Annotated in this window: 19 protein-coding genes and 1 other RNA gene; 12 read left to right on the forward strand and 8 right to left on the reverse strand. The window is 61.4% G+C overall.

The genetic code is table 11. The annotated features are described in order from the left end of the window. Positions 1 to 24: 24 nt before the first annotated feature. Positions 25 to 462 (reverse strand): YhcB family protein, encoded by a 438-nt coding sequence (locus ACIQUF_RS20410; RefSeq protein WP_400799940.1) that lies wholly within the window; start codon positions 460 to 462, stop codon positions 25 to 27. A 136-nt stretch (positions 463 to 598) separates the two neighbouring features. Here ACIQUF_RS20410 and ACIQUF_RS20415 point away from each other — a divergent pair, with 136 nt between their 5' ends. The 3 genes from ACIQUF_RS20415 to zapE all read left to right on the forward strand — a co-directional run bounded on the left by ACIQUF_RS20415 (position 599) and on the right by zapE (position 3,868). Continuing rightward, on the forward strand, positions 599 to 1,234 hold the full coding sequence (locus ACIQUF_RS20415; protein ID WP_403134792.1) for an alpha/beta hydrolase: 636 nt from the start codon (positions 599 to 601) through the stop codon (positions 1,232 to 1,234). A 25-nt stretch (positions 1,235 to 1,259) separates the two neighbouring features. Next, entirely contained in the window at positions 1,260 to 2,603 is a 1,344-nt protein-coding gene (locus ACIQUF_RS20420; RefSeq protein WP_403134794.1) for a tryptophan--tRNA ligase, read from the forward strand. Positions 2,604 to 2,773: 170 nt separating this feature from the next. Next, entirely contained in the window at positions 2,774 to 3,868 is a 1,095-nt protein-coding gene (gene zapE / locus ACIQUF_RS20425; protein ID WP_403134796.1) for a cell division protein ZapE, read from the forward strand. Positions 3,869 to 3,906: 38 nt separating this feature from the next. On the opposite strand, the gene ACIQUF_RS20430 is transcribed toward zapE, so the two are convergent. Next, positions 3,907 to 4,827, reverse strand: a complete 921-nt coding sequence (locus ACIQUF_RS20430) for a GlxA family transcriptional regulator (RefSeq protein WP_403135316.1) — start codon at positions 4,825 to 4,827, stop codon at positions 3,907 to 3,909. 178 nt (positions 4,828 to 5,005) lie between these two features. Continuing rightward, complete coding sequence (locus ACIQUF_RS20435) at positions 5,006 to 6,046, reverse strand: NADP(H)-dependent aldo-keto reductase (protein WP_403134797.1); 1,041 nt, start codon at positions 6,044 to 6,046, stop codon at positions 5,006 to 5,008. Positions 6,047 to 6,304: 258 nt separating this feature from the next. On the opposite strand from ACIQUF_RS20435, the gene rplM reads away from it, so the two are divergent. The 7 genes from rplM (at position 6,305) to ACIQUF_RS20470 (ending at position 11,172) form a co-directional block, all read left to right on the forward strand. Next, complete coding sequence (gene rplM, locus ACIQUF_RS20440) at positions 6,305 to 6,733, forward strand: 50S ribosomal protein L13 (RefSeq protein WP_008097538.1); 429 nt, start codon at positions 6,305 to 6,307, stop codon at positions 6,731 to 6,733. Between the two features lie 14 nt (positions 6,734 to 6,747). Then, positions 6,748 to 7,140, forward strand: coding sequence for a 30S ribosomal protein S9 (gene rpsI / locus ACIQUF_RS20445; protein ID WP_264311679.1), 393 nt, complete (start codon positions 6,748 to 6,750; stop codon positions 7,138 to 7,140). Between the two features lie 263 nt (positions 7,141 to 7,403). Beyond that, positions 7,404 to 7,997, forward strand: a complete 594-nt coding sequence (petA, locus tag ACIQUF_RS20450) for a ubiquinol-cytochrome c reductase iron-sulfur subunit (RefSeq protein ID WP_403134798.1) — start codon at positions 7,404 to 7,406, stop codon at positions 7,995 to 7,997. Continuing rightward, positions 7,997 to 9,208 (forward strand): cytochrome bc complex cytochrome b subunit, encoded by a 1,212-nt coding sequence (locus ACIQUF_RS20455; protein WP_016395499.1) that lies wholly within the window; start codon positions 7,997 to 7,999, stop codon positions 9,206 to 9,208. The genes petA and ACIQUF_RS20455 overlap by 1 nt, the downstream gene beginning before the upstream one ends. After that, positions 9,208 to 9,987: a cytochrome c1 gene (locus ACIQUF_RS20460; protein WP_403134799.1), complete on the forward strand. Its 780-nt coding sequence runs from the start codon at positions 9,208 to 9,210 to the stop codon at positions 9,985 to 9,987. Before ACIQUF_RS20455 ends, ACIQUF_RS20460 begins: the two co-directional genes overlap by 1 nt. Before the next feature lie 119 nt (positions 9,988 to 10,106). Further along, complete coding sequence (locus ACIQUF_RS20465; RefSeq protein ID WP_403134802.1) at positions 10,107 to 10,730, forward strand: glutathione S-transferase N-terminal domain-containing protein; 624 nt, start codon at positions 10,107 to 10,109, stop codon at positions 10,728 to 10,730. A 10-nt stretch (positions 10,731 to 10,740) separates the two neighbouring features. Continuing rightward, a complete protein-coding gene (locus ACIQUF_RS20470) occupies positions 10,741 to 11,172 on the forward strand; it encodes a ClpXP protease specificity-enhancing factor (RefSeq protein WP_403134803.1) in 432 nt (143 codons plus the stop codon). Positions 11,173 to 11,220: 48 nt separating this feature from the next. Here ACIQUF_RS20470 and ACIQUF_RS20475 read toward each other — a convergent pair whose 3' ends face one another. The 5 genes from ACIQUF_RS20475 to ACIQUF_RS20495 form a co-directional block, all read right to left on the reverse strand. Then, positions 11,221 to 11,439, reverse strand: coding sequence for a YgdI/YgdR family lipoprotein (locus ACIQUF_RS20475; RefSeq protein ID WP_403134806.1), 219 nt, complete (start codon positions 11,437 to 11,439; stop codon positions 11,221 to 11,223). 37 nt (positions 11,440 to 11,476) lie between these two features. Then, positions 11,477 to 12,055, reverse strand: coding sequence for a BON domain-containing protein (locus ACIQUF_RS20480; RefSeq protein WP_403134807.1), 579 nt, complete (start codon positions 12,053 to 12,055; stop codon positions 11,477 to 11,479). After that, positions 12,052 to 12,645 carry a phosphoheptose isomerase gene (locus ACIQUF_RS20485; protein ID WP_400799971.1) on the reverse strand — a complete coding sequence of 198 codons (594 nt, stop codon included), beginning with the start codon at positions 12,643 to 12,645 and terminating at the stop codon, positions 12,052 to 12,054. Before ACIQUF_RS20485 ends, ACIQUF_RS20480 begins: the two co-directional genes overlap by 4 nt. An 86-nt stretch (positions 12,646 to 12,731) precedes the next feature. Then, on the reverse strand, positions 12,732 to 13,103 hold the full coding sequence (locus ACIQUF_RS20490) for a YraN family protein (protein ID WP_403134810.1): 372 nt from the start codon (positions 13,101 to 13,103) through the stop codon (positions 12,732 to 12,734). Further along, positions 13,103 to 14,920: a penicillin-binding protein activator gene (locus tag ACIQUF_RS20495; protein WP_403134812.1), complete on the reverse strand. Its 1,818-nt coding sequence runs from the start codon at positions 14,918 to 14,920 to the stop codon at positions 13,103 to 13,105. Before ACIQUF_RS20495 ends, ACIQUF_RS20490 begins: the two co-directional genes overlap by 1 nt. Positions 14,921 to 15,107: 187 nt before the next feature. Here ACIQUF_RS20495 and rsmI point away from each other — a divergent pair, with 187 nt between their 5' ends. Both rsmI and rnpB read left to right on the forward strand, forming a co-directional pair. Continuing rightward, positions 15,108 to 15,983 carry a 16S rRNA (cytidine(1402)-2'-O)-methyltransferase gene (gene rsmI, locus ACIQUF_RS20500; protein WP_403134814.1) on the forward strand — a complete coding sequence of 292 codons (876 nt, stop codon included), beginning with the start codon at positions 15,108 to 15,110 and terminating at the stop codon, positions 15,981 to 15,983. 56 nt (positions 15,984 to 16,039) lie between these two features. Continuing rightward, an RNA gene (gene rnpB / locus ACIQUF_RS20505) (RNase P RNA component class A) lies at positions 16,040 to 16,399 on the forward strand. Positions 16,400 to 16,512 lie beyond the last annotated feature (113 nt).

Consider the following 16,512-nt stretch of genomic DNA (forward strand, 5'->3'; position numbering starts at 1 on the left):
CGAGGCCTTGTTCATTTTTGCAGATCAGCGCTTGAGGCCGTAGCTCTCATCGAGCATGCCCGGCGAGTTCGGCGTCTTCGGCGCATAGTCACGGGGGACTTCAGCGGTGTCGCGCGGCGGGGTCAGGCGGTCGCGTGGGCCCTGGGCCGCTTCGGAATGCAGCGCAGCCAGCAGGCGCTGGCGGGTGACGTCGTCGAGGGCCAGGCTGTTGGCGCCTTCTGCCAGGTGATCCTGCACGTCCTGGTAGCTCTGGGTCAGTTTCTTGACCAGCATGGCGGTGCTGTTGAAGTGGGTGACCACTTCGTTCTGGTAGCTGTCGAAGCGCTTCTGGATGTCATCCAGTTGGCGCTGTGTATTGCTGGGCGCCGCATTGGGCAGCAGGCGGGCCACGATGAAACCGACCGCCACACCGATGACCAGGGCCAGGGTTGGCAACAACCAAACAAGGAGCGAGAGTTCCACGAGTCCTTCCTCTATAAACGGCTTTGCTTTACGTTAACGGCTCAGACCTGCGCTGTATACCGCGAGCGATCGCAAATCAGAACAGAATTCCTCACCTAGACGAATCGACCCCCTTCGAGGTCACGGAGTTAGTGCCTTGCTTGTCCGCGAAACCCCCTTGTTCATCGATGGCCCCGCAGGCCAGCTGGAAGCCTTGTACCTGGACGTGGCCGCCCCCCGCGGCGCGGTGCTGATCTGCCACCCTAACCCGGTCCAGGGCGGCACCATGCTCAACAAGGTGGTCTCGACCCTGCAGCGCACCGCCCGTGACGCGGGTTACGTGACGCTTCGCTTCAATTATCGCGGCGTCGGCCAGAGCGCAGGCAGCCATGACATGGGCGCGGGTGAAGTGGCCGATGCCGAGGCCGTCGCGGCCTGGCTGCGTGAAAAACACCCGCAACTGCCGCTGGTGCTGATGGGCTTCTCGTTCGGTGGTTTTGTCGCCACCAGCCTGGCAGGGCGCTTGGAAAGCGCGGGTGTCGAGCTGCAACAGCTGTTCATGATCGCCCCGGCGGTGATGCGCCTGACGGCGGAATTCCCTCTGCCCCAACGTTGCCCGATCACCGTGGTGCAGCCCGACGCCGACGAAGTCGTCGCGCCGCAGCTGGTTTACGAATGGTCCGACGCCCTGTCGCGCCCCCATGAGCTGCTGAAAGTGGCAGAATGCGGACACTTCTTCCATGGCAAGCTGACCGATCTGAAGGATCTGCTGCTGCCGCGCCTTTCGAATTGAGCCAAGCCTGAATAAGCGAACACCCATGACCACGCGCATTCTCACCGGTATCACCACCACCGGCACCCCGCACCTGGGCAACTACGCCGGCGCCATCCGCCCGGCCATCGTCGCCAGCCAGCAGCCCGGTGTCGATTCGTTCTACTTCCTGGCCGACTACCACGCCCTGATCAAGTGCGACGACCCGCTGCGCATCCAGCGTTCGCGCCTGGAAATCGCCGCCACCTGGCTGGCCGGTGGCCTCGATCCGGACAAGGTCACCTTCTACCGCCAGTCCGATATTCCCGAGATCCCCGAGCTCACCTGGCTGCTGACCTGCGTCGCGGCCAAGGGCCTGCTCAACCGCGCTCACGCCTACAAGGCCTCGGTGGACAAGAACCTGGAAACCGGCGAAGACCCGGATGCCGGCGTGACCATGGGCTTGTACAGCTACCCGGTGCTGATGGCCGCGGACATCCTGATGTTCAACGCCAACAAGGTGCCGGTTGGCCGCGACCAGATCCAGCACGTGGAAATGGCGCGTGACATCGGCCAGCGTTTCAACCACCTGTTCGGCCAGGGCAACGACTTCTTCGCCCTGCCCGAAGCGGTCATCGAGGAAAGCGTGGCGACCTTGCCGGGTCTGGACGGTCGCAAGATGTCCAAGAGCTACGACAACACCATCCCGCTGTTCACCAGCGCCAAGGATATGAAAGACGCCATCTCGCGCATCGTCACCGACTCGCGCGCGCCCGGCGAAGCCAAGGACCCGGACAACTCGCACCTGTTCACCCTGTTCCAGGCCTTCTCGTCGCCGGCGCAGTGCGCCGAGTTCCGCGAAGAGCTGCTGCAGGGGCTGGGTTGGGGCGAGGCCAAGCAGCGCCTGTTCCAACTGCTGGACGGCCAGCTGGCCGAGAAGCGCGAGCATTATCACCAACTGATTTCGCGCCCGGCGGACCTCGAAGACATTCTCCTGGCCGGCGCCGCCAAGGCCCGCAAAATCGCCACGCCGTTCCTCGAGCAACTGCGCGAGGCCGTTGGCCTGCGCTCGTTCCGCAGCAGCGTGCAGGCCAGCACCGAAGTGAAGAAAAAGGCCGCCAAGAGCGCGCGTTTCGTCAGCTTCCGTGATGAAGACGGCAGCTTCCGCTTCCGCCTGCTGGCTGCCGACGGGGAGCAACTGCTGCTGTCGCGCAGCTTCGCCGATGGCAAGAGCGCTGGCGCGGTGAGCAAGCAATTGCAGCAAGGTGGCGAGGCCGATGTGCGTGTCGAGGGGCTGGGCTTCAGCCTGTGGCTTGACGGCGAGCAAGTTGCCGAGGGGCCGCAGTTCGATAGCGCCGAAGCGCGAGATACGGCCATCGAAGGCTTGCGTGTAGCGCTCCAGCCTCTGTAGGAGCGGATTTATCCGCGAAGCAGGCGCTGCGGTGCATGGCACGGGCTTCGCCCGTGTTCGCGGCTGAAGCCGCTCCCACAGCTGAGACACTTTGACGCAAGTCTGATTGCCATAATGCGGGCCTGTCGCTACAGTGACGGCCCGTTTTTTGTTGCCTCGCTAACGAAATCATGACGCCCCTAGAACGATATCAAGCAGATCTGAAACGTCCCGACTTCTTCCATGACGCGGCGCAGGAGACTGCGGTGCGTCACCTGCAGCGCCTGTACGACGACCTGGTGCAGGCGCAGAACAACAAGCCGGGCATGTTCGGCAAGTTGTTCGGCAAGAAGGAGCAGACGCCGGTCAAGGGCCTGTACTTCTGGGGCGGGGTAGGCCGCGGCAAGACCTACCTGGTCGATACGTTCTACGAGGCGCTGCCGTTCAAGCAGAAGATGCGTACGCACTTCCACCGCTTCATGAAGCGTGTGCACGAGGAAATGAAAACCCTCAAGGGCGAGAAGAACCCGCTGACGATCATCGCCAAGCGCTTCAGCGAAGAAGCCAGGGTGATCTGCTTCGACGAATTCTTCGTTTCCGACATCACCGATGCCATGATTCTCGGCACGCTGATGGAAGAATTGTTCAAGAACGGCGTCTCGCTGGTGGCGACCTCCAACATCGTCCCCGACGGCCTGTACAAGGACGGCTTGCAGCGCGCGCGCTTCCTGCCGGCCATCGCCATGATCAAGCAGTACACCGACGTGGTGAACGTCGACAGCGGCGTCGACTACCGCCTGCGTCACCTGGAGCAGGCCGAACTGTTCCACTTCCCGCTGAACGAAGCCGCCGAGCAGAGCATGCGGGCCAGCTTCAAGGCGCTGACCCCCGAGTGCACCCAGGCCGTCGACAATGACGTGCTGATGATCGAGAACCGCCCGATCAAGGCCCTGCGTACCTGTGACGACGTCGCCTGGTTCGACTTCCGTGACCTGTGTGACGGGCCGCGCAGCCAGAACGACTACATCGAGCTGGGCAAGATCTTCCATGCCGTGCTGCTGAGCAACGTCGAGCAGATGAGCGTCACCACCGACGACATCGCCCGCCGCTTCATCAACATGGTGGATGAGTTCTACGACCGAAACGTCAAGCTGATCATTTCGGCCGAGGTGGAGCTAAAGGACTTGTATACCGGCGGGCGGCTGGCCTTCGAGTTTCAGCGTACGCTGAGCCGATTGCTGGAAATGCAGTCGCACGAATTCTTGTCGCGCGCACACAAGCCGTAATCCATCGAAACCGGGGCCGCTTTGCGGCCCCGGTCATTTCAGGCTTCCTGCATGAACTGCTGGCGATATTGGTTCGGCGACAACTCCGTGTGCTGGCGGAACAACCGCGCAAAGAAACTCGCATCGTCATAGCCGACCTCATAGCTGATGGTCTTGATGCTCTTGCGCGTGCTCGACAGCAACCCTTTGGCCGTCTCGATCCGTAGCCGCTGCAGGTAATGCAGCGGCTTGTCGCCGGTCGCGCCCTGGAACCGACGCATGAAGTTACGGATGCTCATGCCGTGGTTGCGGGCCACGTCCTCGAAGCGGAACTTGTCGGCGAAGTGCTCTTCCAGCCAGTGCTGGATCTGCAGGATGATCAGGTCCTGGTGCAGCTTCTGCCCGCCAAAGCCCATGCGCCCCGGGGTGTAGTTGCGCTGCACTTCGTAGAGGATGTCGCGGGCCACGGCACGGGCCACGTTGGCACCGCAGAAGCGCTCGATCAGGTAGATGTACAGGTCGCAGGCCGAGGTGGTGCCGCCAGCGCAGTAAAGGTTGTCGGCATCGGTCAGGTGCTTGTCCTGGTTCAGCCGGATTTTCGGAAAACGCTCGGCGAACGTGGTGAAGAAGCGCCAGTAGGTGGTCGCCTCCTTGCCGTCGAGCAGGCCCGATTCGGCCAGCCAGAACACGCCGCTGGCTTCGGCGCAGAGCACGGCACCACGGGCATGCTGTTCGCGCAGCCACGGCAGCACCTGTGGGTAACGTTGCAGCAAGTTGTCGAAGTCTTCCCAGAAAGACGGGAGGATGATCACATCGGCATTGTCCAGGCCGCCATCGACCGGCAACTGCACGTTGCTGAAGCTGTCCACCGGCTGGCCATCCGGGCTCACCAGGCTGATCTCGAACATGGGCTGCAAACCCAGGCCCAGCTGCTTGCTGTAGCGCAAGCTGGCGAGGTGGAAAAAGTCCTTGGCCTGCATCAAGGTCGAAGCAAACACCTTGTCAATGGCCAGGATGCTGACGCGCCGCAACGACGCGGAGGGTTGGGTAAACATCATTGTCATTGTTCTTATAGGGTAGAGTGGTCAATCACCGGCTGGATCGTCTTATTTTTTGGCGATTGTGTCTACCCCGCAGAATTGGGCTGCCCTTTTCGGCTCAAGGCGCCGGGTTTGGTTGCTCCTGATGGATTGCTTCGATGGCCGCCAGCAGCTCATCGCTCAGGTTCAACTCCAGGCTTTTGAGGTTGCTCTCCAGCTGCACCAGGTCGGTTGCGCCAATGATGTTGCTGGTTACGAACGGCTGGCGGGTAACGAAGGCCAGGGCCATCTGCGCGGGGTCCAGGCCGTGGTCCAGGGCCAGCTGCACATAACGGCTGCAGGCCGCCACGGTCTGTGGGTTCGAGTAGCGGGCGAATCTGCTGAACAGGGTCAGGCGGCCTTTTTCCGGGCGTGCGCCGTTTTCATACTTGCCCGAGAGCATGCCGAAGGCCAGCGGTGAATAGGCCAGCAGGCCGCACTGCTCGCGAATGGCGACTTCCGCCAGGCCCACTTCGAAGCTGCGGTTGAGCAGGTTGTAGGGGTTCTGGATCGACACCGCGCGCGGCCAGCCGCGGCTTTCCGCCAGCTGCAGGAACTTCATGGTGCCCCAGGGCGTTTCGTTGGACAGGCCGATGTGACGGATCTTGCCAGCCCGCACCTGTTCGTCGAGCACCTCCAGAGTTTCTTCCAGCGGGGTGAAATGGTCTTGTGGCAAATGCTGATAGCCCAGCTTGCCGAAGAAGTTGGTGCTGCGTTCCGGCCAGTGCAACTGGTACAGGTCGATGCGGTCGGTTTGCAAACGCTTGAGGCTCTCCTCCAGCGCCGCGACGATGTGCTGCCGGTTGTGCTTGAGCTGGCCGTCGCGAATATGGCTGATGCCGTTGCCGGGGCCGGCGACCTTGCTGGCCAGGATCCAGTCGTCACGGTCGCCGTTGGTGGCGAACCAGTTGCCGATGATGCGCTCGGTCGCCGCGTAGGTCTCGGGGCGCGGCGGCACCGGGTACATTTCGGCGGTGTCGATGAAGTTGACCCCGCTGGCCTTGGCTTTGGCGATCTGTGCGAAGGCCTCGTCCTGGGTGTTCTGCTCGCCCCAGGTCATGGTGCCCAGGCACAGGGCGCTGACGTCGAGGTCGGTACGGCCGAGCTTGCGGTATTCCATCGGGAAAACACTCCTTGGCAAAAGAAGCCCATAAAAGCAGGTTGAAATTTTTCGCGCAATCTGGATAATTCGGCACCTCTCCGTGTGGCGGAAGTGATGCACCACCACGCAGGAAGAACCCCGTCGAACATTGGCGTGCCCGACCCGAGCCCCCAAAAGCGTCAGTGTTCGGCTGCGCGCTTGCCCTTGGCAAGCTGTGCACTATCCAGTAAGATTCGCCGTCTATTTTTCGCTGGGCGGCCTCTGAGGCTTTAGAGAATGAAAACTTTTACTGCTAAACCGGAAACAGTAAAGCGCGAGTGGTTCGTAGTCGACGCCGCTGGCCAGACCCTGGGTCGTCTGGCTACCGAAATCGCTAGCCGTCTGCGTGGCAAACACAAACCAGAATACACCCCTCACGTTGACACCGGCGACTACATCGTCGTCATCAACGCCGAGCAGATCCGTGTAACTGGCGCCAAGTCTTCCGACAAAATGTACTACTCCCACTCCGGCTTCCCAGGCGGCATCAAGGAAATCAACTTCGAGAAGTTGATCGCCAAAGCCCCTGAGCGTGTTATCGAAACCGCGGTCAAAGGCATGCTGCCTAAGAACCCGCTGGGTCGCGACATGTACCGTAAGCTGAAAGTGTACGCGGGTGCTGCTCACCCACACACTGCTCAGCAGCCTCAAGAACTGAAGATCTAACGGGATAGTTCATTATGTCGGCGACTCAAAATTACGGCACTGGCCGTCGCAAGACCGCAACCGCTCGCGTTTTCCTGCGTCCGGGTACTGGTAACATCTCCATCAACAACCGTTCTCTGGACGTGTTCTTCGGTCGCGAAACCGCTCGCATGGTTGTTCGCCAGCCACTCGAGCTGACCGAAACCACCGAGAAGTTCGACATCTACGTCACCGTTGCCGGTGGTGGTGTCAGCGGTCAAGCCGGTGCGATCCGTCACGGTATCACCCGCGCTCTGATGGAATACGACGAAACCCTGCGTGGCGCTCTGCGTCGTGCTGGCTACGTCACCCGCGACGCTCGTGAAGTCGAGCGTAAGAAAGTGGGTCTGCGTAAAGCGCGTAAGCGTCCTCAGTACTCCAAGCGTTAATACCGCTTCGGCAGTCGAAAAAAGCCCGGTTCCTTGGAACCGGGCTTTTTTTATGTCTTGAACTAACCTGTCAGCATGTCCGTGGTAACCCGCGGTATAGACGCAGATCAAGCAAAGCGAGGGTTGTGGCCCATTGCCAGGCTAATCACCTTGTCACTGTGTGGATTTGTTTCTTACCATGACGGCCAAATTTTGGTGCCACAGACATTACCTAAGTACAGGCCTGATGCAACAGGCCAAGCAAGCTGATGGGAGAGGACTGAATGAGCAATGACGGCGTCAACGCAGGCCGGCGCCGCTTCCTCGTAGCCGCGACATCCGTGGTCGGGGCGGCGGGGGCAGTGGGGGCTGCGGTACCGTTCGTGGGGTCATGGTTTCCCAGTGCCAAGGCGAAGGCTGCCGGTGCACCGGTGAAGGTCAATATTGCCAAGGTCGAGCCTGGGCAACAGATGGTCGCGGAATGGCGCGGCCAGCCCGTATTCATCGTGCGGCGAACGCAAGAGATTCTCGGCAATCTCAAGAAGCTTACGCCAGAGCTGTCCGACCCTGAGTCTAAGGCCTCGGTGCAGCCAACGTACGTCGACCCGGAGGTTCGCTCGATCAAGCCGGAACTGCTCATTCTTGTCGGCCTGTGCACGCACCTGGGCTGCTCGCCGACCTTCCGCCCGGAAGTCGCGCCCGCTGATCTCGGGCCGAAGTGGGTGGGTGGCTATTTCTGCCCGTGCCACGGCTCGCACTACGACCTGGCTGGCCGTGTGTACAAGTCGCAACCCGCACCTCTCAACCTGCCAGTGCCGCCGCACTCTTACGAGTCGGATGACATCGTCGTCATCGGCGTCGACCAGGAGAAAGCATGATGAGCAAGTTCATGGACTGGATTGACGCTCGCTTCCCCGCCACCAAGATGTGGGAAGACCACCTGAGCAAGTATTACGCGCCCAAGAACTTCAACTTCCTGTATTTCTTCGGCTCGCTGGCCCTGCTGGTGCTGGTCAACCAGATCGTCACCGGCGTCTGGCTGACCATGAGCTTCACGCCCTCGGCGGAAGAGGCCTTTGCCTCGGTCGAGTACATCATGCGTGACGTGGAGTACGGCTGGATCCTGCGCTACCTGCACTCCACTGGTGCTTCGGCGTTCTTCATCGTGGTCTACCTGCACATGTTCCGTGGCCTGCTCTACGGCTCCTACCAGAAGCCACGTGAGCTGGTATGGCTGTTCGGCATGCTGATCTACCTGGCGCTGATGGCCGAGGCCTTCATGGGCTACCTGCTGCCGTGGGGGCAGATGTCGTACTGGGGCGCCCAGGTGATCATCTCGCTGTTCGGTGCCATCCCGGTAATCGGCGGCGACCTCACCCAGTGGATCCGTGGTGACTACCTGATCTCGGGCATTACCCTCAACCGCTTCTTCGCCCTGCACGTGGTGGCCTTGCCGATCGTGATTCTCGGCCTGGTGGTGCTGCACATCCTGGCCCTGCACGAAGTGGGTTCGAACAACCCGGATGGGGTCGATATCAAGAAGAAAAAGGACGAGAACGGCATCCCGCTCGACGGCATTCCGTTCCACCCGTACTACACCGTCAAGGACATTGTCGGGGTGGTGGTGTTCCTCTTCGTGTTCTGCGCCGTGGTGTTCTTCTTCCCGGAAATGGGCGGCTACTTCCTGGAAAAACCCAACTTCGAACAGGCCAACGCCTTCAAGACGCCTGAGCATATCGCCCCGGTCTGGTACTTCACGCCGTTCTACGCGATCTTGCGTGCCGTGCCTGACAAGCTGATGGGGGTAATCGCCATGGGCGCCGCCATCGCCGTGCTGTTCGTGTTGCCCTGGCTCGACCGCAGCCCGGTGCGCTCCATGCGCTACAAGGGTTGGATCAGCAAGGTCTTCCTGCTGGTGTTCTGCATTGCCTTCGTCATCCTCGGCATCCTCGGGGTGCTGGCGCCGACGCCGGGGCGCACCTTGCTGTCGCAGGTGTGCACGGTGTTGTACTTCGCCTACTTCCTGCTGATGCCGTTCTACACAAGGCTTGAGAAGACCAAACCGGTTCCGGAAAGGGTGACTGGCTGATGAAAAAATTGATTGCAGTATTTTTGCTGGCAGTGATGCCTGCCTTTTCCTTCGCTGCCGAACATGGCCTTGAGCTGGACAAGGTCGATATCGATCTGACTGACAAGGCTGCCATGCAGGACGGTGCGCGCACGTTTGCCAACTATTGCATGGGTTGCCACAGCGCCAAGTTCCAGCGTTACGAGCGGGTTGCCGACGACCTGGGTATCCCCCATGAGCTGATGCTCGAGAAGCTGGTGTTCACCGGTGCCAAGATCGGTGACCACATGAATATCGGCATGAAGCCCAGTGACGCCAAGACCTGGTTCGGTGCCGCGCCACCTGACCTGACCCTGGTGGCCCGGGTGCGCGGCACCGACTGGCTGTACAGCTACCTGCGCAGCTTCTACGAGGACCCTTCGCGTCCTTATGGGGTGAACAACAAAGTGTTCCCCAACGTCGGCATGCCCAATGTGCTGGTAGGCCTGCAGGGCAACCAGGTGGTGGGTTGCAAGCAGGTGCAGATGGTGGTCGATGGCAAGAAACAATTCGACCCATTGACGGGGAGCCCATTGACCCATGAAGCGTGTGACCAGCTGACCATCACGCCGAATTCCGGTACCCTGACCACCGAGCAGTTCGACGAGAAGGTCAAGAACCTGGTGACCTTCCTGGCCTATTCGGCCAACCCGGTCAAACTGGAAAGCCAGCGCATCGGTACCTACGTGTTGCTGTACCTGGCTTTCTTCTTCGTGTTCGCCTACTTGCTCAAGCGCGAATACTGGAAGGACGTGCACTGATCACGCAGTAGTTTCTGGTAGTTGAACGCGCCCTGGGCGCTCCCTCGTGCAAGCGGGGGAGCCTCCAGGGCGCGTTTGCATTTGCAGTTTCACAAGCATCCCATGCGAGGAGGCGCTACATGGGCGTGACCAACCGGTTAGCCTGCTATTCCGATCCCGCTGACCCTTATTCTCACCGGGTGCGCCTGGTGCTTGCCGAGAAGGGCGTCAGCGTGCAGATCATCGACGTCGACCCTGGGCGTCTGCCGCCCAAGCTGGTTGAGGTGAACCCTTACGGCAGCGTGCCGACCCTGGTCGATCGCGACCTGACGTTGTATGAATCGACGGTGGTGATGGAATACCTCGAGGAGCGTTACCCGCACCCGCCGCTGATGCCGGTTTATCCGGTGGCGCGGGGTAACAGCCGCTTGTTGATACACCGCATCCAGCGTGACTGGTGTGCGTTGGCCGATACCGTGCTCGACCCGCGCAGCAGCGATGCCGCTCGTGCCGAGGCACGCAAGGCGCTGCGCGAGAGCCTGACCGGCGTCTCGCCACTGTTCAACGAGTTCGCCTGCTTCATGAGCGATGAGCAAAGCCTGGTCGATTGTTGTCTATTGCCCATACTCTGGCGTTTGCCGGTTATGGGTATCGAATTGCCGCGGCAAGCCAAGCCGCTGCTGGATTACATGGAGCGACAGTTTGCCCGCGAGCCATTTTTGGCGAGCCTGTCCTCCGTTGAGCGTGAAATGCGCAAGCTTTAAGGAGCCGTTGATGAACTCCAGTCGCCCCTATCTGGTTCGAGCACTGTACGAGTGGATCGTCGACAACGATTGCACCCCTCATATGCTGGTCAATGCCGAGTTCCCGGCTGTCCAGGTGCCGCAAGGTTTCGCCAGTGACGGCCAGATCGTCCTGAACATTTCCCCGAGTGCCGTGCGCAGCCTGCACATGGATAACGATGCGGTGAGCTTCGAAGGTCGCTTCGGCGGCGTTGCTCATTCGCTGTTCGTGCCGGTGGGTGCCATTCTCGGCATCTACGCCCGTGAGAACGGCCAAGGCATGGTCTTCGAGCTGGAGCCGCCAGTGATGGAGGGTGAAGAGCTGGACGACGAAGGTGTCGAGCCTGATGACGATGGTCCGCCGCAAGGCGGTGGCCAGCCGCCACGTCCGAGTGGTCGGCCGAGCCTGAAGGTGGTCAAGTAACAAAAAAGGCGATCCAAGAGGATCGCCTTTTTCATTGCTGGCTTGGAATTACAAGTCGCTGATGCTGCGCACCTGGTCCTTGTTGATGCGGGTGCGTTTGCCGTCGAGTTGCTCGAACTCGTAGAAGCCTGAGCTCTTCTCGTAGTGCGGGGCGTCGATGGCCTGGATCTCGCGGCCGTCGTTGAGGGTGATCAGGCTAGGTGTGGAGCAGCCGGCCAGGGCGGCGAAGGTGCCGATCAGCAGGGCGGGCAGCAGAAGCTTTTTCATGCGGTGTTTCCTGACTATTTGAAATGATGAAACGTAATCAGTCGATGTATTCGAACAGCTTGACGATCTTCTGCACGCCAGACACGCCCTGAACTACCGCAGTGGCGGCGTTGGCCTCTTGCTGGGTCACCAGGCCGAGCAGGTAGACGATGCCGTTTTCGGTGATCACCTTGATGCGCGAGCTGGGCACGGCATTGTCGGTCAGCATCTGGGTCTTGATCTTGGTGGTCAGCCAGGCGTCGTTGTTGCGCGCCAGGATGGACGAGGGCTGCATCACCTGCAGCTCGTTGTGCACTTTCTTGACCCGCTGTACCTGGCCGGCGGTTTGTTCGGCCAGGCTCTTGAGGTCGGCGCGCGGCGTTTGCCCAGCGAGCAGAACGATGCCGTTGTAGCTGCTGACGACAATGTGCGAGTTCTTGTCCAGGTCAGGGTTGGCCTTGGAAATGTTGACCGCCGCCTTGGTTTCGATCAGCGAGTCATCGATCTTGCTGCCGATGGTGCGGGTACCGCGATCATCCTCGATCGGCGAATTACGGGTCGAGGTCAGTACCGAGCTGCAGCCGGTGACGCTCAGGCACAGGGTCAGGGCCATCAGGCCGAGGCGCATAGGGATCATTCTTCACTCCCGAACAGTTGGCTGTCGATCAGATCGCACAGGCAGTGGATCGCCAGCAGGTGGACTTCTTGAATACGTGCAGTGACCGTTGCAGGCACGCGGATTTCCACGTCCTCTGGCAGCAGCAGTGAAGCCATGCCGCCGCCGTCACGTCCGGTCAAGGCTACGACAATCATTTCGCGATCATGTGCGGCCTGGATCGCTTGAATTACGTTGGCCGAGTTACCGCTGGTCGAAATCGCCAGCAGAACATCGCCGGGCTGGCCCAGGGCGCGAATCTGCTTGGAGAAGACTTCGTTGTAGCTGTAGTCGTTGGCGATCGAGGTCAGCGTCGAGCTGTCGGTGGTCAGCGCGATGGCCGGCAGGCTCGGGCGCTCCCGCTCGAAGCGGTTGAGCAGCTCGGAAGAGAAGTGCTGGGCATCGCCGGCCGAGCCGCCGTTGCCGCAGGCGAGCATCTTGCCCTCGTTGAGCAGTGCATTGACCATGACCAGGCTGGCCTGCTCGATGTGCGGTGCCAGGATGTCCATTGCCTGTTGCTTGGTATCGATGCTGGCCTGGAACAGCCGGCGAATTCGGGATTGCATGTCCATCTGGTGACCTTAAGTGGGGCGGTGGCAGGCGCGAGGCGCAACAGCGACCAGCCCGCGAAACATAGAGCAAAAAATTGGGAGTGGATTCAGCATTCGAAGGCGTTTTTCAGCCATTGAAGCGGCCGGCCTGCATGGTGGCTACCCTGCAAGGCGACAACGTCGAAGCGGCAAGGGTGGTTGGCCCAGCGAGACTCCTTCTGCAGGAAAAGACTGGCGGCAAGCACCAGTCGTTTCTGCTTGCGCCCGTCGATACTGCCGAGGGCGCCACCGAAGCCCGCGTGCAACCGATAGCGGACTTCGACGAATACTACTGTATCGGCGTCGAGCATGACCAGATCAAGCTCGCCGCCTTTGCATCGCCAGTTACGCGTCAGCAGTTGCAGACCTTGCCCCTGAAGGTATTCAAGGGCCTGGTTTTCTGCGGCCTGGCCGGCGCTGGTCGGCGATGCGTCCGGCATCAGCGGCTGGTGTCCGGCAGGCGTTTGACCTGGCCGCCGGAGAACTCGGCCCATGGCAACTGGCGCTCGATGCGCTGGCTGGCGCTCATGCTCAGGCTGCCGGAGAGGCCTTGAATGCGGTTGTCTGGCAGTGCTTTCAGCTGGCCCAGGCGTGGCGCCAGGCTGTACGCATCAACGCCCATGGCATAAAGGCGGCCGAGGCTACCGGCAGCTTGTGGCCATTGCTGTACCACCTGCTGGCGCAGGCTGTTGGTGGTGTCCAGCAGCCACGGGGTTTCGCAGAAGCGAATGCCGTTCATGTCGTTGTACTGGTTGACGTCACCGCTGGCGCTGTACAGGTTCGAGGTGGCGTAGACCGGTACGTCACCGGCGTACTGGAAGTTCAGGGTCGGCTTGATCTGCTGTGCCTGCTGTGGGGTCGAGGCAAGGAAGATGAAATCGATGTCCTGGCGGCGCGATGGCTGTGCGGCAATGCTGCCACCGACCGTGCTCTGCACGCTCTGGGCGCGGCCTTCGCTTTGGCGCAGCTGGAACAGGTTGGCGATCTGCTGGGCGAGGGCGACCGGCTGGGCGATGCGCTCGGCGGCGATGATGGTGCCACCGTTGCCTTCCCAGTCCTGACGGAAGGCGGCGAGCACGCGGTCCCCCCACTCGCCGCTCGGTACCAGGGCCACGGCGCGGACCATGCCATCGGCGCGGGCGCGGCGCGAAACTTCGCGGGCTTCGTCTTCTGCGGCGAGGCCGAACTGGAACAGTTGTGGGGGAGCCTTCTGGCCCGCGTCGGCGTAGTTCAGGGCGAGGGTGGTGATAGGCAGCTGCGCGTTGGCGGCGAGTTTTTTCACCATGGCTTTTTCCAGCGGGCCGACCACCAGTTGCACGCCATCGGCCTGGGCTTGGCGGTAGAAGTCGTCGAGCGAGCCGATGCGCGAGCTGTCGTAAACCTGCACGGCTGGCGCTTGCTGGCCGGCCTGCTGAGCCTGGAAGTGCGCGGCCATGAAGCCGTCACGCAGGGCGCGTGCGACGCCGGCCAGTGGGCCTTCCTGGGGTAGCAGAAGGCCGATCTTGGTCAGCGGCTGGCTGGCCAGTTCCTTGAGTTTGGTCAAGGCCAGGGGCAGTTGTTTGGCTGCCGGGTGATCGGGGTGCTGCTTGCGCCAGGTGTCGATGGCCGCCTGCTGTTGCTCCAGGGTGCCGGCGCTTTTTACGGCCAGGGCGAGGCTAGTCCAGCCGGTCAGGGTTTCGTTGCTGGCGGGCTGCTGCAGTTGCTCGGCAGGCAGCGAGGCGACCAGCGCCCAGATCGCGTCATTATTGCTGCTGGCGGCCTGGCCGCTGAGCAGGGGGCCCAGCAGCACGCGCTGTTGTGCGGCAGGCATGGTCTGGCCATCGGCCTCAAGGGCGGCAGCATGGACGCTGTAAGTACGCACCTGTTGTTCTGCCGGCAGCTCGGCAATGTGCTGCAGGCTGGGGTGCGACAGGGCGCTGAGGGCTGCCTTGGGCTGGTTGCGGCTCATGGCCAGTTCTGCGCTGAGCGTGGCGGCGAAGATCTGCTGGGCGGGCTTGAGCGTATCCATCGGGACTTGCTCGAGAATGCGTGCGGCGCGCGGATAGTCCTTCTGCTTGTAGGCCAGGTCGGCAGCGCTCAGGCGCAACAGGGCCGCGTCTTCTGCGGACTTGCTGGTCGCCGCTTTTTCGAGCAGTTGCTCGATGCTGGCGTCCGGGGTGCGTGGCAGTTCGCCCAGGCTGGATGAGGGCGAGCTGGCACAGGCTGCCAGCAGGGCAGCGAGGCAGAGGGCTGTGAACAGCCGCAGGCAAGCGATCATGTAAAGGTCCTGTTACCGATCAAGTTGGCCGGCGATTGTACCGAAGGGTTGGCCGGGGCGCGATCTTGCTGATTGCAGAACCTTCACTATAGGTGGCTGAGCGGTCGGTGCGGGTGAAGTTCTTTGCGCCCTATTACCGGCGCTCGGGCTACAATGGCGCCTTTGATCCGAAAGGCAGGTGTGCGCAGTGACTGATGTGGCAGGGGCTTCGAAATCCACCGTGGGGACGCTGTACGTGGTCGCGACCCCCATCGGCAACCTCGACGACATGAGTGCCAGGGCATTGAAGGTGCTGGCCGACGTCGCCTTGATCGCTGCCGAGGACACCCGGCATTCGATCCGCCTGCTGCAGCATTTCGGCATCGACACGCCGCTGGCGGCTTGCCATGAGCACAACGAGCGCGATGAGGGCGGGCGCTTCATCACCAAGCTGCTGGCCGGTGAGGACGTGGCGCTGGTATCCGATGCCGGTACTCCGTTGATTTCCGACCCAGGCTACCACCTGGTGCGCCAAGCGCGAGCCGCAGGGGTAAATGTTGTGCCGGTGCCTGGCGCCTGTGCGCTGATCGCTGCACTCTCGGCGGCCGGCCTGCCGTCCGACCGCTTCATCTTCGAAGGCTTCCTGCCGGCCAAGACGGCTGGTCGTCGTGCTCGCCTGGAACAGGTGAAGGAAGAGCCGCGCACGTTGATCTTCTACGAGGCGCCTCACCGTATTCTTGAGTGCCTGGAAGACATGACCTTGGTATTCGGTGCCGATCGCCCGGCGCTGCTGGCGCGCGAGCTGACCAAAACCTTCGAGACCCTCAAAGGCTTGCCGCTTGGTGAGCTGCATGCCTTCGTGGCGGGCGACAGCAACCAGCAGCGCGGCGAATGCGTGTTGTTGGTCGGTGGCTGGAGCGCGCCGGAGGGTGAGGAGGCGATCAGCGCCGAGGCGCAGCGCGTGCTCGACCTGCTGTTAGCCGAGTTGCCGCTCAAGCGTGCGGCGGCGTTGGCGGCTGAAATTACCGGTGTGCGCAAGAATCTGTTGTATCAGGTGGCCCTGGAAAAGCAGAAAGCCCAGTGAGGTAATTTGCGGTATCGCTTGTTCTTGAGCGCGCGTGCCGTTAACCTTGGCGGCGGAGAGTCGATCGGACAGTCGCTGCCGTCTTTTGTTCCGCAAAAGGCGGGGGAGGAAAGTCCGGGCTCCATAGGGCAGAGTGCCAGGTAACGCCTGGGAGGCGCGAGCCTACGGAAAGTGCCACAGAAAATAACCGCCTAAGCACTTCGGTGCCGGTAAGGGTGAAAAGGTGCGGTAAGAGCGCACCGCACGGCTGGCAACAGTTCGTGGCTAGGTAAACCCCACTTGGAGCAAGACCAAATAGGGTTCCATCAGGCGTGGCCCGCGTCGGAACCGGGTAGGTTGCTAGAGGCGTCCAGTGATGGCCGTCGTAGAGGAATGACTGTCCTCGACAAAACCCGGCTTACAGATCGACTCTCCACCTCCCTCCCTCCTGCTTGATCGATAGCAGATCGCATCTGGTAATACCGAAAAAATCTTACTCTTAATAAATTACTTTAACTTCGAACGGCATTCGTTTGAGTGGGTTTGATTT

Origin of the sequence: Pseudomonas sp. NPDC090233 (genome assembly GCF_044772285.1) — a bacterium.
Lineage (GTDB): Bacteria > Pseudomonadota > Gammaproteobacteria > Pseudomonadales > Pseudomonadaceae > Aquipseudomonas.

Coding starts and splice junctions, on each gene's coding strand:
- ACIQUF_RS20455 (WP_016395499.1), top strand. CDS start 7,997: ATGAGCAAGTTCATGGACTGGATTGACGCTCGCTTCCCCGCCACCAAG.
- ACIQUF_RS20490 (WP_403134810.1), bottom strand. CDS start 13,103: ATGCCGGACGCATCGCCGACCAGCGCCGGCCAGGCCGCAGAAAACCAG.
- rplM (WP_008097538.1), top strand. CDS start 6,305: ATGAAAACTTTTACTGCTAAACCGGAAACAGTAAAGCGCGAGTGGTTC.
- ACIQUF_RS20480 (WP_403134807.1), bottom strand. CDS start 12,055: ATGATCCCTATGCGCCTCGGCCTGATGGCCCTGACCCTGTGCCTGAGC.
- ACIQUF_RS20420 (WP_403134794.1), top strand. CDS start 1,260: ATGACCACGCGCATTCTCACCGGTATCACCACCACCGGCACCCCGCAC.
- ACIQUF_RS20470 (WP_403134803.1), top strand. CDS start 10,741: ATGAACTCCAGTCGCCCCTATCTGGTTCGAGCACTGTACGAGTGGATC.
- ACIQUF_RS20475 (WP_403134806.1), bottom strand. CDS start 11,439: ATGAAAAAGCTTCTGCTGCCCGCCCTGCTGATCGGCACCTTCGCCGCC.
- ACIQUF_RS20460 (WP_403134799.1), top strand. CDS start 9,208: ATGAAAAAATTGATTGCAGTATTTTTGCTGGCAGTGATGCCTGCCTTT.
- rpsI (WP_264311679.1), top strand. CDS start 6,748: ATGTCGGCGACTCAAAATTACGGCACTGGCCGTCGCAAGACCGCAACC.
- ACIQUF_RS20485 (WP_400799971.1), bottom strand. CDS start 12,645: ATGGACATGCAATCCCGAATTCGCCGGCTGTTCCAGGCCAGCATCGAT.
- ACIQUF_RS20430 (WP_403135316.1), bottom strand. CDS start 4,827: ATGCAGGCCAAGGACTTTTTCCACCTCGCCAGCTTGCGCTACAGCAAG.
- ACIQUF_RS20435 (WP_403134797.1), bottom strand. CDS start 6,046: ATGGAATACCGCAAGCTCGGCCGTACCGACCTCGACGTCAGCGCCCTG.
- ACIQUF_RS20495 (WP_403134812.1), bottom strand. CDS start 14,920: ATGATCGCTTGCCTGCGGCTGTTCACAGCCCTCTGCCTCGCTGCCCTG.
- petA (WP_403134798.1), top strand. CDS start 7,404: ATGAGCAATGACGGCGTCAACGCAGGCCGGCGCCGCTTCCTCGTAGCC.
- zapE (WP_403134796.1), top strand. CDS start 2,774: ATGACGCCCCTAGAACGATATCAAGCAGATCTGAAACGTCCCGACTTC.
- ACIQUF_RS20465 (WP_403134802.1), top strand. CDS start 10,107: ATGGGCGTGACCAACCGGTTAGCCTGCTATTCCGATCCCGCTGACCCT.